Source organism: Pelagibius sp. (assembly GCF_028289705.1).
Classification (GTDB): Bacteria; Pseudomonadota; Alphaproteobacteria; order Kiloniellales; family Kiloniellaceae; genus Pelagibius.
Window position 1 is genome coordinate 16,018 of the sequence record NZ_JANQOI010000072.1, and the last position, 14,517, is coordinate 30,534.

Here is a 14,517-nt window from a genome sequence, read left to right on the forward strand (position 1 = left end):
ACATTCATAACTAACCACCTCCATAAAGCATTTCAACGCAAGCCGCCTCCTTCGGCGTTGAAAGCCTTTGTTCTGGCCGGATTTTCCGCGCTGATCCTTGCCGCCTGCGAGGTCGGGCGGGAGCCGGGGGTCATCGCGCCGGTTGAGGGCTTTGCGGGTATGGTCGCGGGCGACGAGCCCCGTGCCGTGACGGTCGGCCGAGACGTCCTGGGCAACGGGGGATCGGCGGCCGACGCCGCCGTTGCCATGTATTTCACGATGACCGCCACCATGCCGTCGCGGGTCGGTATCGCCGGCAGCGGTCTGTGCCTGGCCCACAACAGCGGCCTTGCCCACCGCGACCGCGAACCCAGCGTGGAGGTCATCGAATTCCTGCCAGATCCGGCAGATCCCGGACGCCTGCAAATGGCCGGACCGCGGGCCATGGCGGTGCTTCACGCCCGCCACGGGCTGCAGCGCTGGGAGTTGCTGCTGTCCGATGCGGAACGCCTGACCCGCTCGGGTCACAGCGTGAGCCGGGCCTTCGCCAGGGATATCGCCGATGCCGCCGCCTTCGTCTCCGCCGATCCCGAACTGCGCCTTGCCCTGTCCAACAAGGCCGGCGAGTTGGCCGGCGAAGGCGACCAGATCGTGCTCTCCGGGCTTTCGGGCCTGATTTCCGGTCTGCGCCGCCAAGGCGCCGGCTACCTCTACGGCGGTGCATTCGCCACCCGCTTCGTGGAGGCGGCGCAGGCGGCCGGCTACCCCATCACCAGCGACGATCTGCGCCAGATGGTTCCGCAAGTCAGAGAACCGCTGGCGATCCCCCTTGGCGACAACTTCGCCTATTTTCCCCCCAATGACGGCGGCCTCTTGAGCGCCCAGATGTGGGGTATGCTGAGCGAGGTCGAGAGCTATCGCGGGGCCAGCCAGGCCGAGAAGGCCCACCTTCTGGCCGAGGCGGGCCAGCGGGCCTTCGCCCAGCGCAGCGCTTGGCTGTGGCGCGGGGATCAACCGGTGGAACCGCTGGTGTCGGAGGACCATCTGGAGCTGCTGCTGGCCGGCTACAGCGACCGGCAGCACAGCAAGGCGGCGGTGGCGGAGGGTACGACGCCGGGCCCCGTATCCAATCCCTTCACCGCCGGTTTCGTGGTCGCCGACAGTTGGAGCAACGCGGTGGTCTGCAGCTTTTCCATCAACGGCCTGTTCGGCGCCGGCCGGATGATCCCGGGAACCGGCATCCTGGTGCCGCGCGAGGCGACGCCCGGGGCCAACAGCCTGAGCGCCGCCATCATCTCCAATACGCTCAACGGGACCGTCTACTTCGCCGCCACCGCCACTGGCGGCTTGGCGGCCCCAGCGGCCCTGACGCGGGTGATGCTGGAAGGCAGCGGGCCGGATGGCTCCGTCGCCGACGCCATCGCCGCGCCGCGCCTCGTGAACGTCGCCGGTCCCGACATCACATTCTATGAGCCGAACCTCGATCCCGCCGTGCTGGCCGCCCTGCGCCAAAGGGGCCACGATCTGCAGCCGGAGCCGGGGGTCGGCCGGGCCAATGCCTTCAACTGTCCGACCGGCCTGCGCTTCGACAACCGCAACTGCGTGTCCGGCACCGACAGCCGCGGCTTCGGCCTGTCGGTGAGAGTTCAGTGAACGCTGCGGCCGGCGCTTGGATGACGGCGGATCGGCAATGGCGCTGAAGGTCGCCGCGCGCGGAAAGGTTCCGCCCTTCATCGTGATGGACGTGATGCGGGCCGCCAACGAGCGGGAGGCCGCGGGCGGTGACGTTCTGCATCTGGAGGTGGGCCAGCCGGGCACCCCGGCGCCGGACGGCGTTCTGGATGCGGCGCGGCGGGGACTGGACGAACACCTGATCGGCTATACCGACGCCATGGGCCTGCCGGGCCTGCGCCGGCGCATCGCCCGGCACTACGGCGAGTGGTACGGCTGCGAGCTGGATCCGCAACGCGTGATGGTGACCACCGGGTCCTCCGGCGGGTTCCTGCTGGCCTTTCTGTCCGCCTTCGAGCCCGGCGACCGGGTCGCTTTGGCGGCGCCGGGCTACCCGGCCTACCGCAACATCCTGTCGAGCCTTGGCGTCGAGCCGGTGCTGCTGCCGGCGGAGGCTGAGCACCGCTTCCAGCCGACGCCGGACTTGCTCGACCGGCTGCCGGCGCCGCCCGCCGGGCTGATCCTGGCTTCGCCCTCCAACCCGGCCGGCACCATGGTCGGGGAGGCCGAGATGCGCGCCCTCGTCGACTACTGCGAGGCCGCCGGGATCAGGCTGATCTCCGATGAGATCTACCACGGGATCTGCTATGCGCAGCCGGGCGTGACCGCGCTGTCCTTCACCGATAAGGCCGTGGTCATCAACAGCTTCTCGAAGTACTTCTCGATGACCGGCTGGCGCCTCGGCTGGATGGTGCTGCCGGACGAGCTCTTGCGGCCCGTGGAGTGTCTGGCGCAGAACCTGTTCATCTCTCCGCCCTGTCTGTCGCAGCTTGCCGGTGAGGCCGCTTTCGACTGCGGCGAACAGCTCGACGGCTATGTCGCCGCCTATGCCCGCAACCGCGCGCTGCTGCTCGAAGAGCTGCCGAAGGCGGGCCTGAACCGTTTGGCGCCGGCCGACGGCGCTTTCTACATCTATGCCGATGTCACGGCGCTGACCAACGACAGCGAGGACTTCTGCCGGCGGATGCTGGCAGAGATCGGCGTTGCCGCGACCCCGGGCGTCGACTTCGACCCGGAGCGTGGCCACCATTTCCTGCGTTTTTCCTTTGCCGGGCGTGAGGCGGAGATGGCCGAGGCCGCGCGGCGCCTGCAGGCCTGGATTCCCCGGGCTGAGTCTTTCATGTTTTGACGGCAGCGGGCCGGTGCCGATTCGACGCAAGTCGAAAACGCTCTATGCCCCGAAAGACCTACCGAGAAAACAAAGGCCCCGCCGGTGCGGCGGGGCCTCTGGTCTTGAGCTGCGGCTCCGGCGCGATCTACGCCGCACCGGCGGGCATCAGATAAAGCGGTTCCACCAGCCGCGGCGTTTGGGCTGGTCGCCCTTGTCGTCATCCTCGGGCGACGGCTGCATGGCGGAGCCTGCGGGCTCTCCCGCCGCTGCCGCCGTGGCGGGGGTGGCCGGCTCGATCACCACCTTGGGATCGTCCGCGACGATCGCTGCCGGCGGCGTATCGGCTTGAGACAGATCCGTCTGGGCCGGTTCGGGCCGCGCAGGGGCAAAGGGCTCGGACGGCGTCTCGTCCGATGCCCCGTTTGCGGGACCCTCGGGCTGCGCGGCGGCCGAGGCATCGCTTTGACCCTCCTCGGGGGCCTCGGTCCCGGCGCTCTTGCGCGCGCCGCCCCGAGTGCCGCGGCTGCGGCCTGTGCCGCGGCGCCGGCCTCCGCGCTGCGGACGCTCCTCTGTCTCCGCCGCAGCTTCGGCGGTTTCTTCGGAGCCCGCGTCTTCAGCGGCGGCCTCGCTTCTCCGGCCACCGCGCCGTTGCCGCGGGCTGCGCCGGCGTTTCGGCTTCTCCTCCTGGGACGTCTCCTCCGGGCCGGCTTCGGCGGTTCGATCATCCGCAACAGAGCCTTCGGCGGCGGCCTCTGGCGCCTCATCGGTCGTGGCGGCTTCCGGCTCGCCCCCGGTATCGGCTTCGGCTTCTTCAGCCTCGTCGGACCCTTCGGCCGCTGAGACCGTCTCGGTCTCGCCGGCGTCGCCACGGCGGCGTGAGCGATTGCGGCCGCCGCGCTTGCCGCGGCGCTTGCGCTTGCGCTGCCGGTCGCCGTCCTGCTCCTCGGCGGCCTGGCGATCCTCCGGCTCCCGGTCCTCGGCTTCGGCCTCGGCCGCGCCGCCCTGTTCCTCGGCGGCCAGAGGCTGCTCCTCGTCCTTGCGGCGGCGGCTGCGGCGGCGGCGTCCGCGTTTGCGTTCGCCGTCCTCGCCGTCGCCCTCCCGGCCCTCGTCCTGGACCGTGCGGCGGCGTTCCGCCACCACACCGTCACGCTCGATGACGAAGGCATCGGTCGCAAGCTGATCGTCCGCTTCGATGGCGATGCGGAAGTCGTGGCGTTGCTCGATGGCGATCAGGTGATCGCGCTTGCGGTTGAGAATGTAGAGCGCCACCTGGGTCGGCACGCTCACCACGATGGTGGCATCGCTCTCGCGCAGCCCTTCTTCCTCCAGGCGCCGCAGCACCTGCAGGGCCAGGGATTCCACCGTACGGACCCGCCCGGCACCGGCGCAGTGAGGGCAGACCTCGGTGGAGCTTTCGAACAGGCTGGGGCGCATCCGCTGGCGCGACATCTCCAGAAGCCCGAAGGGCGATATGCGCCCGAGCTGGATGCGGGCCCGGTCGGTGCGCAGGGACTCCTTCAGGCGCCGCTCGACTTCCCGGTTGCGGCGCCCGTCCTCCATGTCGATGAAGTCGATCACGATCAGGCCGGCCAGGTCGCGCAGGCGCAACTGGCGGCCGATCTCCTCGGCGGCTTCCAGGTTAGTCTTCAGCGCGGTTTCCTCGATATGCCGCTCGCGTGTCGCGCGGCCCGAGTTCACGTCGATGGCCACCAGCGCTTCGGTCTGGTTCAGCACCAGATAGCCGCCGGAGCGCAGCTGCACCGTGTTGGAGTGCATGGCATCGAGCTGGTTTTCCACCTGGCTGCGCTGGAACAGCGGGACTTCCTTGTCCTTGTAGTGCTGGACCTTGCGGGCATGGCTGGGCGTCAGCGACTTCATGAAGTCCTTGGCCGCCTTGTAGCCCTCCTCGCCGTCGACCAGGACCTCGTCCATGTCGCGGCTGTAGAGGTCGCGGATGGCGCGTTTGATGAGGTTGGCTTCCTCGTAGATCAGCGAGGGCGCCGTGGACTGCAGGGTGGACTGGCGGATGGTGTCCCAGAGCCGCAGCAGGTACTCGTAGTCGCGGCGGATTTCCACCTTGGTGCGCTGGCTGCCGGCGGTGCGCACGATGACCGCGATACCCTCCGGGATCTCCAGTTCGCCGAGGATCTTCTTCAGCCGGCGCCGGTCGCTCGGGTTGCTGATCTTGCGGCTGATGCCGCCGCCCTTGTTGGTGTTGGGCATCAGGACGCAGTAGCGCCCGGGCAGGGAGAGGTAGGTGGTCAGGGCCGCGCCCTTGTTGCCGCGCTCTTCCTTGGTCACCTGGACCAGGATCACCTGGCGCCGCTTGATGACCTCCTGGATCTTGTAGCGCCGCAGCAGCTTGGCGCGGCGCTGTGCCGCTTCCTCGGCCTCGTCGCCGCCCACCGTGTCGACGCTCTGCTCGGCGTCGATTTCCTCGGGCCCCGCGCCGTTCTTGGCTACAGCCCCCGCGGCGGCGCCATCCGGGGCAGCCGCTTCCGCGGCTGCTTCCCCGCCGTCGGCCTGCAGAGCCTCGTCTTCGGTCGCTTCAGGCGCCGTTTCGGCGGCTTCACTATCCTCGGTCGGCTCGTCGGACGCGGCGCTGTCAGCGTCCTCGGTTGCGTCTGCCAGCGGAAACAGCGCCGGTGCGGCGGCATCCGCTGCGTCCTCAGCGGGCTCCTCGCCCGCTTCCGTATCGGCGCTGTCGGCTCCAGCCTCCTCGGCCGCTGTCTCTTGGACGTCTTCCTCGATCTCGAGGTCGTCGGAGACCTCGTCGGCGGGCTCGGACCTGAGCGCCGCTTCCTCGGCCAGCAGGGCTTCCCGGTCGGACACCGGGATGCGGTAGTAGTCCGGATGGATTTCGCTGAAGGGCAGGAAACCGTGCCGGTTTCCGCCGTAGTCGACGAAGGCGGCTTGGAGGGAGGGTTCTACCCGCGTGATCTTCGCGAGATAGATATTGCCTTTAAGCTGTTTTCTGGAGGCCGTCTCGAAGTCGAAGTCTTCGACACGATTGCCGGACAACACAACCACCCGCGTCTCTTCCGGGTGGCTGGAATCGATAAGCATACGTTTTGCCATAAAAGGGAAACTCCGGAACGCGCAGCGCGGAGTCCTTGGGGGCGGCGTACCTGCCTCCCGGCCGCGGCGCGAAGGTCTTGGGAACTCGCTTGGTCGACATTTCTGCTGTCAGAACCGTCATGCGAACGAGCATTCTTTCGTTTTCGGGGCGACGGTCGATGAGAGCCATGGGCATGCACAATCGCTGTCGACACCCCGATGGCCCAGGCGCCTCCCATCGTCGGGCGGGGCCGGGCCGTGGAATTTGGGGAGCCTTGTTCCCGCTCACATCCGCCGGCCAATGCGGCGAAGATGGGCGAACGCAGGGCTCTTGTGTTGCGGTCCCCAATTCAGGCGCGACCATCCAGATGGGGTCCGCCGCCGTTCTGCCATGCTGCTTTCAGAGAAAGGCCAGGAGGGCAAAAAAGAACCGCTGAAACAATGATATCAGGCCTCGCCAGGGCGTGCCAGACCCTATTCGCGGTCCCGCCCCGGCCCGGCCGAGACCAAAGCCGCGCAGACCCTACGCTCTTGTCTGGGCGCGGGCAATGCTGCAATAAGCGCTTTCCGGACTTGCCCGGTCTTGCGCTTATCGCTGGCAGAGACCGGGGGCTTGGGATATATCTTGGGGACAGCGGCACCAAGGGCCGCAATATGTTGAAAGGGTTATGAAGATTCGGCACAGCCTGCTGATCTTTGTGTGCCTCTTCTTCGCCGTCGGCCTGGCCGGCGGCTTGTCGCCCGTGGCCGCGCAGCCGGAAGTCCAGGCCGCGCGTATCGGCGAGACCCCGGAGCGCACCCGCTTCGTCCTGGAACTGAGCGAGGATCTGGCCTACCGGGTCTTCACCCTGCCGGACCCCTTCCGCGTCGTCGTCGACCTGCCGGAGGTAACCTGGCGGGTGCCGGCCGAGCGCCAGCCGAAGCCAAAAGGGCTGATCACCGGCCTGCGCTTCGGGCTCTTTGCGCCGGGGACCAGCCGTGTGGTGCTGGACGTCGCCAAGCCGACCCACCTGCAGAAGGTCTTCATCATCCCGCCGCGCGAGGGCAAGCCCTACCGCCTGGTCGTGGACATCATGGAGGTCAGCCGGACCGAGTACTTCGCCGCAGCGGGGCAGGCGCCGACCGCGGCGAGCTCGGGAGAGCCGCTGTCGGCGGCCCTGGGGGTCACCTTGCCGCGGCCACGGCTGAAGCCGCCCCAGAAGGAGCGCGCCGACACGCGGCCCATCGTGGTCATCGACCCCGGTCACGGCGGGGTCGATCCCGGGGCCATCGGGGTCTCCGGCGCCTACGAGAAGAATATCGCCCTGGACTATGGCCGCGCCCTCAAGGCGGCGCTGGACGCCAGTGGACGCTATCGGGCGGTGCTGACCCGCGACCGCGACGTGTTCCTGAAGCTGCGCGAGCGGGTGGCCTTCGCCCAGAACGCCAAGGGCGACCTCTTCATCTCGCTGCACGCCAATATCCACCGCTCCGGCAAGATCCGCGGCGCCTCCGTTTACACCCTCTCGGAGACCGCCTCCGACAAGGAAGCCGCTGCGCTGGCGGCGGCGGAGAACGCCGCCGACGTGCTGGCCGGCGTCAATCTCGGCGAGCAGACCGGGGACGTGCGGGACATCCTCATCGACCTGGCCCAGCGCGAGACCATGAACCTCTCGAAGAAGTTCGCCAACGACCTGGTGGCGGAGGTCGGCAAGGACGTGAAGCTGCTGCGCAACACCCACCGTTTCGCCGGCTTCGCGGTGCTGAAGTCCCCCACCGTGCCTTCGGTGCTGTTCGAGATCGGCTATATGTCCAACCGCCAGGAGGAGCGGCTTTTGCGTAGCCGGGCCCACCGGGATAAGGTAGTCGTATCGGTTACCAGGGCCATCGACAGATTTTTCGGCCGTCAGAGTTCGGCAAGCCGATCATAGGCTTGCCACATTTGAGGACTATGTTTTCTCAGAGGCTTCCGGGTTATTTCCGCCGGGCGCCGGGAAAGGGTTGAGGTTCCTTAACGTCTTGTCGCCTAGCATGGTGCCGCCGGGACGATTGCAAACTGGCGGTTGGAGATGAGCGCTCTCGCGCCGGGCCGGACGGCAAGACCGGAAAGACGGTAAGATATTGAGAATACTCGCAACACTTTTCTGCCTGCTGCTGTTCTTCGCGTTGGCCGGGGCCGGCGGCGTGCTTTACGTCTTCTATCACTACGGCCAGGGCCTGCCGGAATACGGCCAGTTGGCGGACTACGAACCGCCGACGGTGACCCGCGTGCACGCCGGCGACGGTCGGCTGCTGGCCGAGTACGCCACCGAAAAACGCGTCTATGTGCCGATCAGCGCGATCCCGCGCCGTGTGGTGAATGCGTTCCTATCGGCTGAGGACAAGAACTTCTACAGCCATCCGGGCGTGGACTTTCTTTCGGTGGTCCGCGCCATCGTCACCAACATCGCCAACTACGGCACCAGCCGGCGGCCGGTGGGCGCCTCCACCATCACCCAGCAGGTGGCCAAGAACTTCCTGTTGACCAACGAAGTCTCCTACGAGCGCAAGATCAAGGAGGCGATCCTCGCCTTCCGCATCGAGCAGGCCTACACCAAGGAGACCATTCTCGAGCTCTATCTGAACGAGATCTATCTCGGGCTCGGCTCCTACGGGGTGGCCGCGGCCTCCCTGAACTACTTCAACAAGTCGCTGGACGAACTCACCATCGCCGAGGCGGCCTATCTGGCCGCCCTGCCCAAGGCGCCCAACAACTACCACCCCGTGCGCAAATACGACGCCGCCGTGGCGCGCCGCAACTGGGTGATCGGGCGCATGCTGGAAGACGAGCGCATCGACGGGGCCGAGGCTGAGACCGCCCGCGGCGAGCCCCTGCGGGTGCGCAAGCCCGATGCGACCCAGGTGGTCGAGGCCGAGTACTTCGCCGAGGAAACGCGGCGCGAACTGGCGCGGCTCTACGGTGACGACAGTCTTTATGCCGGCGGGCTATCGGTGCGCACCACCCTGGACCCGCGGCTGCAGGCGATTGCCGAGCGCGCCCTGCGCGGCGGCCTGATCAACTATGATCGGCGCCACGGCTGGCGCGGCCCGCTGCACCAGCTTGCCCTGGAGGAGGGGGCCGATCCGCAGGCCCTGCTGGCGGAGATCGAACCGCCTGTCGGCAGCGATGAGAACTGGCAACTGGCCCTGGTGCTGGCCACCGAGGGGAAGTACGCCGAGGTGGCTCTGGCCGACGGCAGCTCCGGCCGGATCCCCATGGCAGAGATGAAGTGGGCGCGGCCCTGGCTGGAGGAACAGCGCATCGGCGCCTCGCCGAAGAAGCCCTCGGACGTCGTCGAGGCTGGGGCCGTGGTGCTGGTCGAGGCGGTCAGCGAAGACGCCGAGGGCGAGGCCTACGAGGAGGGCAGCTACGCCCTGCGGCAGATCCCGGACGTCAACGGCGCCATCGTCGCCCTGGACCCGCACACCGGGCGGGTGCTGGCCATGGTCGGCGGCTATTCGTATGCCCGCAGCGAGTTCAACCGGGTCATCCAGGCGCGGCGCCAGCCCGGTTCCGCCTTCAAGCCCTTCGTCTATCTGGCGGGGCTCGACAGCGGCTTCACGCCCGCGACCCTGATCCTCGATGCGCCTTTCGTGCTGGATCAGGGCGCCGGTCTCGGCAAGTGGAAGCCGGCCAACTACACGATGAAATTCTACGGCCCGACGCCGATGCGCGTGGGCATCGAGAAGTCACGCAACCTGATGACCGTGCGCCTCGCCCAGACCGTGGGCATGGAGAAGATCGTCGACTACGCGCGGCGCTTCGGCGTGATGCCCGATCTGGAACCGGTGCTCTCCATGTCGCTGGGCGCCGGCGAGACCACGCTGATGAACATGACCACCGCCTACGCCATGCTGGTGAACGGCGGCAGGCGCATCTCGCCGACCCTGATCGACCGCGTTCAGGACCGCCATGGCCGCACCATCTATCGCCACGACCTGCGCGCCTGCGAGGGCTGTCTGGCGGAGACCTGGTCCGGACAGGCGCCGCCGCAGCTTCCCGACGAGCGCGAGCAGGTGGCCGACCCGGCCAGCGCCTATCAGGTGGTCGGCATGCTGCAGGGCGTCGTCCAGCGGGGCACCGGGCGGCGGATCGCCGAGCTCGGCCTGCCGCTGGCCGGCAAGACCGGCACCACCAACGACAACATCGACACCTGGTTCATCGGCTTCAGCGCCGACCTCGCTGTCGGGGTTTTCGTCGGCTTCGACGAGCCGCGCACCCTTGGGCCCAAGGACACCGGCTCCAACGTGGCCGCCCCGGTCTTCAAGTCCTTCATGGCCGAGGCCCTGGCCGACCAGCCGGCCATTCCCTTCCGTATCCCGCCGGGCATCCGGCTGGTGCGCATGAACGCGGAGACCGGCCAGCTTGCCCGCCCGGGCGACCGGCGGGTATTCCTGGAGGCCTTCCAGCCCGGCACCGAGCCGACCGGCCGGCAGGTGGTCCTCGACGGCGGCTACAATCCCAATACCGGCAGCACCGCGGCCAGCGGCACCGGCGGGCTGTACTAGCGACAGCGAAGCGGATACAACAGCGCCTCACCGGTGCGCCGGGCAGGGGCGTGCCACGCGAGTCTTGAGGAGTTTCCATGCGTGCCGAAATTGAAGCGGTGGCCGACGAGGTGCGTCAGGCGTTGGCCCTGCTGAGGAGGCATCTTTGACGTCGAAGCGGCCACACTGCGCCTCGACGAACTGAACGCCGAAGCCGAAAACCCCGATCTCTGGAACGATCCCGAGCGTGCTCAAAAGGTGATGCGCGAGCGCACCCACCTGGAGCAGTCGCTGAAGGACTTCCATGCCGTCGAGATAGAGCTGGAAGACGGCCTGACCCTGGCCGAACTGGGTGAGGCGGAGGACGACGAAGCCTCCGTCCAGGAGGCCCAGGCCCTTCTGCAGGCTCTCAGCGCAAGGGCGGCGAAGATGCAGTTGGCCAGCCTGCTGTCCGGCGAGGCCGATGCCAACGACTGCTATCTGGAAGTCAACGCCGGCGCCGGCGGGACCGAGGCCCAGGACTGGGCCCAGATGCTGCTGCGCATGTACGTGCGCTGGGCCGAGGCCCACGGCTACAAGATCGATTGGCTGGAGGAGAGCCCGGGTGAAGAGGCGGGCATCAAGTCAAGCTCCATCCAGGTCAAGGGCCCCAATGCCTACGGCTGGCTGAAGACCGAATCGGGGGTTCACCGGCTGGTGCGCATTTCGCCCTTCGATTCCCAGGCGCGGCGCCACACCTCCTTCGCCTCGGTCTGGGTCTATCCGGTGATCGACGACTCCATCGAGATCGAGGTTCTGGACAAGGACCTGCGGGTCGATACCTACCGCGCCTCCGGCGCCGGCGGGCAGCACGTTAACAAGACCGATTCGGCGGTGCGCATGACCCACGTGCCCACCGGCATCGTGGTGCAGTGCCAGAACGACCGCTCGCAACACAAGAACCGCGCCCAGGCCATGGCCATGCTGAAGGCGCGGCTCTACGAGCATGAATTGCAGAAGCGCGAGGCCGAGGCCCAGGCCGAGGCCGAAGCCAAGACCGACATCGGCTGGGGGCACCAGATCCGCTCCTACGTTCTGCAGCCCTACCAGATGGTCAAGGATCTGCGCACCGCCGTGGAGAAGGGCAATGCCCAGGGGGTCCTGGACGGCGATATCGACGCCTTTCTGGAGGCCTCTCTGGCGGCGCGCATCGACGGCGGCGTGGCCTCCGAGGCCGAGGCGTGATTTGTTAACCGCTGGCCGTCTAACGTCGGCGGCGGGGAGCGCTTGCCGGGCCGGGGAACCCGGCGGGGGGAAGAGACAGTGACAGCGCGGCACGACCAGGTGGAAGCGGGCGGTTTCGCCCTCGATTTCAACGCGCCGGGGTTCCTCCAGGACCCCTATCCCACCTTTCACGTCTTGCGCGACCATGACCCCGTCTTCTTGAGCCCCTGGGGCGACTGGTACCTAACCCGCTATGCCGATGTCGCCCGGGTGCTGACTGACAAGCGCTTCCGCCGGCAGTCGCCCAGCGGCACCAACCCCATCACCGGCGACGACCGCGAACCCACGCCCATCGACGGCATGCTCAGCCGCTGGATGGTCTTCATCGACCCGCCGGCCCACACCCGCCTGCGCCGGCTTGTCGGCCGCGCCTTCACGCCGCGGCTGGTGGAGGCCATGCGCGCCGACATCACCGCCATTGTCCATCGCCTGCTGGACGACGCGCTGGACAATGCCGGGGACGGCGGCGAGTTCGACCTGATCGAGGCGCTGGCCTATCCCTTCCCGGTGATGGTGGTCTCCCGCATTCTGGGCGTGCCGGCGGAGGACTACGCGCGGCTGAAGGACTGGTCCGGCCAGCTCACCGGGGCGCTGGATACCGGCGAGGCCGAGGAACTGGCCACCGGGATCGACGCCACCCGGGAAATGATGGACTACATGGCCGGCCTGATCGCCGAGCGCCGGGCGCGTCCGCGCGACGACCTGATTTCGGAGATGATGCTGGGCAGCGACCAGGACGAGGCGCTGAGCGAGGAAGAGCTGGTCTCCAACTGCGTCTTCCTGCTTTGGGCCGGGCACGAGACCACCAAGAACCTCATTGGCAACGGGGTGCTGGCGCTGTCCCGCAATCCGGGGGAGATGGAACGCCTGCGCAAGCGGCCGGAGCTGATGGTCTCCGCCGTGGACGAACTGCTGCGTTACGAGAGCCCGATCCAGAAGATCGGCCGCTGGACCGGCGAAGACGTGGAGCTTTCCGGTAAGACCATCCCTAAGGGGCAGTACGTGGTCAGCCTGTTCGGCGCGGCCAACCGGGACCCGCTCCAGTATCCCGATCCCGACCGTCTCGACCTCGCCCGGGACCAGGGCACCAGCCTCGCCTTCGGCAAGGGCATCCACCATTGCCTGGGTTACGGGCTGGCGAAGCTGGAAGGAGAGATCGCCTTCGCGGCCCTCCTGGACCGGGTGCGGGAGATCGAAGTCAAGGTGCAGCAGCCGGATTGGCAGGCCAACACCTCGGTGCGCGGACTGGCGAGCCTGCCGGTCGCCGTGCGTCATCGCTGATCCGGCTCAATCGGGGGGACCGCAAGTGGGGGACGAGAACGTGCGCATTCCAAGGTCGACGGTTCCGGGCATTGTCAGCCCGGCGATTCCCGGGCGCATGGCTTCGCTCCTGCTCTCGGTGCTTTACCAGTTCGACCAGACCCAGTGGCTGGACCCCGAGGAGCTCTTTCGGCACCAGGCCCGCCAGCTCGGCGCGCTGCTCAAGCACGCCGCGACCACGGTGCCCTTCTATCAGCGGCGTTTCGCCGAAGCCGGCATCGACCCCGATGCCGAGGTGACGCGCGAGACCCTGGCCCGTATTCCGCCGCTGCGCCGCGCCGAGCTGCAGGGGGCGGGCGAGGACATCAACACCACGGCGCTGCCGAAATCCCACGGCAAGATCCACCAGGTCGAGACTTCCGGCTCCACCGGGCGGCCGGTGCGCCTCAACGCGACCGAGATCAACAGCGTCTTCTGGCGCGCCTGCGTGATGCGCGAGCACCTCTGGCAGGGCCGTGATCTGACCGGCAAGCTGGCCGCCATCCGCTGGGTCCGCAAGGGCGTTGCCATGCCGCCGGACGGCGTGCGGGGCGACAGTTGGGGGCCGGCCTCCGGCGCCATCTATCCCACCGGTCCTGCGGTGCTGCTCAACATCGCCAGCGAGTTGGAGGCCCAGGTCGAATGGCTGCTACGCGAGGATCCCGACTTCCTGATTTCCTTCCCCTCGAACCTGACGGCGCTGGCCAACTACTGCGTGGAGCGGGGGCTGCGGCCGAGCAAGCTGAAGCAGGTCATGACCGTCGGCGAGACGGTAACCGAGAAGGTGCGCAAGGCCTGTGCCGATGCCTGGGGCGTGCCGGTGAAGGACTCCTATAGCTGCGAGGAAACCGGCTACCTGACCATTCAGTGCCCGGACTACGACGTCTATCACGTCCAGTCAGAGAACGTGCTCTTGGAGGTGATCGGCGACGACGGCCGGGCCTGCGGCCCGGGCGAGGTGGGCCGGGTGCTGATCACCAGCCTGCACAACTTCGCCACGCCGCTGATCCGCTACGAACTGGGCGACTACGCCGAGGTCGGCGGGCCATGCGCCTGCGGGCGCGGCCTGCCGGTGATCAAGCAGGTGCTGGGCCGCAAGCGCAACCGCCTGATCCTGCCCGACGGCCGCTCCGAGTTTCCCTACCTCGGCGAGCACGAGGAGTTTCGCGCCATCACCACCAAGGTGAAGTCCTTCCAGTACATCCAGCGCTCAGTCACCTTGATCGAGAAGCTGATGGTGGTGACGGAGCCCCTGACGCCGGACGAGGAGGCCGCGCAGAAGGCGCTCATCGTGAAGAACTTCGGCCACCCCTTCGAGGTCAAGCTGACCTATCTGGACGCAATCCCCAAACGCGGCGCCGGCAAGTTCGAGGAGTTCATCTCCGAAGTGGATGTTTGAGGGATGTCCCTGAGTGCTTGGCGTGAAGTGACGCCTTTTCCGTCAAGAAATCCCCACTCTCCGCTCACCCAACCCGTCATTGCCGGACTCGTATGGTGATTTTGTTGTCAAGGCCGGGTATCGGTTTGGGATATTGATCTTTCAGGCTTTGTTTTCTGGGTTCTCTGATCGG

Annotated in this window: 8 protein-coding genes; 7 read left to right on the plus strand and 1 reads right to left on the minus strand. The window is 67.6% G+C overall.

Annotated features, from left to right (window positions below; genetic code table 11):
* The first annotated feature begins 57 nt into the window (after positions 1-57).
* Together Q0996_RS08725 and Q0996_RS08730 are read left to right on the plus strand one after the other, a co-directional pair.
* Positions 58-1,632 carry a gamma-glutamyltransferase gene (locus Q0996_RS08725; RefSeq protein WP_299617737.1) on the plus strand — a complete coding sequence of 525 codons (1,575 nt, stop codon included), beginning with the start codon at positions 58-60 and terminating at the stop codon, positions 1,630-1,632.
* A 37-nt stretch (positions 1,633-1,669) separates the two neighbouring features.
* Positions 1,670-2,839, plus strand: a complete 1,170-nt coding sequence (locus tag Q0996_RS08730) for a pyridoxal phosphate-dependent aminotransferase (RefSeq protein ID WP_299617740.1) — start codon at positions 1,670-1,672, stop codon at positions 2,837-2,839.
* Between the two features lie 147 nt (positions 2,840-2,986).
* On the opposite strand, the gene Q0996_RS08735 is transcribed toward Q0996_RS08730, so the two are convergent.
* Entirely contained in the window at positions 2,987-5,899 is a 2,913-nt protein-coding gene (locus Q0996_RS08735) for a ribonuclease E/G (RefSeq protein ID WP_299617743.1), read from the minus strand.
* 647 nt (positions 5,900-6,546) lie between these two features.
* On the opposite strand from Q0996_RS08735, the gene Q0996_RS08740 reads away from it, so the two are divergent.
* From Q0996_RS08740 to Q0996_RS08760, 5 genes are all read left to right on the plus strand, one after another.
* Complete coding sequence (locus tag Q0996_RS08740; protein ID WP_299617745.1) at positions 6,547-7,788, plus strand: N-acetylmuramoyl-L-alanine amidase; 1,242 nt, start codon at positions 6,547-6,549, stop codon at positions 7,786-7,788.
* 187 nt (positions 7,789-7,975) lie between these two features.
* Positions 7,976-10,405 (plus strand): penicillin-binding protein 1A, encoded by a 2,430-nt coding sequence (locus tag Q0996_RS08745; RefSeq protein ID WP_322096667.1) that lies wholly within the window; start codon positions 7,976-7,978, stop codon positions 10,403-10,405.
* Positions 10,406-10,482: 77 nt separating this feature from the next.
* A protein-coding gene (gene prfB, locus Q0996_RS08750) for a peptide chain release factor 2 (RefSeq protein WP_299617750.1) occupies positions 10,483-11,608 on the plus strand; the annotation gives its coding sequence in 2 pieces (ribosomal slippage) (positions 10,483-10,551 and positions 10,553-11,608; 1,125 coding nt in all).
* A gap of 78 nt (positions 11,609-11,686) precedes the next feature.
* Complete coding sequence (locus tag Q0996_RS08755; RefSeq protein WP_299617753.1) at positions 11,687-12,928, plus strand: cytochrome P450; 1,242 nt, start codon at positions 11,687-11,689, stop codon at positions 12,926-12,928.
* Between the two features lie 25 nt (positions 12,929-12,953).
* Positions 12,954-14,345 carry a phenylacetate--CoA ligase family protein gene (locus Q0996_RS08760; protein WP_299617756.1) on the plus strand — a complete coding sequence of 464 codons (1,392 nt, stop codon included), beginning with the start codon at positions 12,954-12,956 and terminating at the stop codon, positions 14,343-14,345.
* Positions 14,346-14,517: the final 172 nt, after the last annotated feature.

Coding starts and splice junctions, on each gene's coding strand:
- Q0996_RS08730 (WP_299617740.1), top strand. CDS start 1,670: ATGGCGCTGAAGGTCGCCGCGCGCGGAAAGGTTCCGCCCTTCATCGTG.
- Q0996_RS08735 (WP_299617743.1), bottom strand. CDS start 5,899: ATGGCAAAACGTATGCTTATCGATTCCAGCCACCCGGAAGAGACGCGG.
- Q0996_RS08740 (WP_299617745.1), top strand. CDS start 6,547: ATGAAGATTCGGCACAGCCTGCTGATCTTTGTGTGCCTCTTCTTCGCC.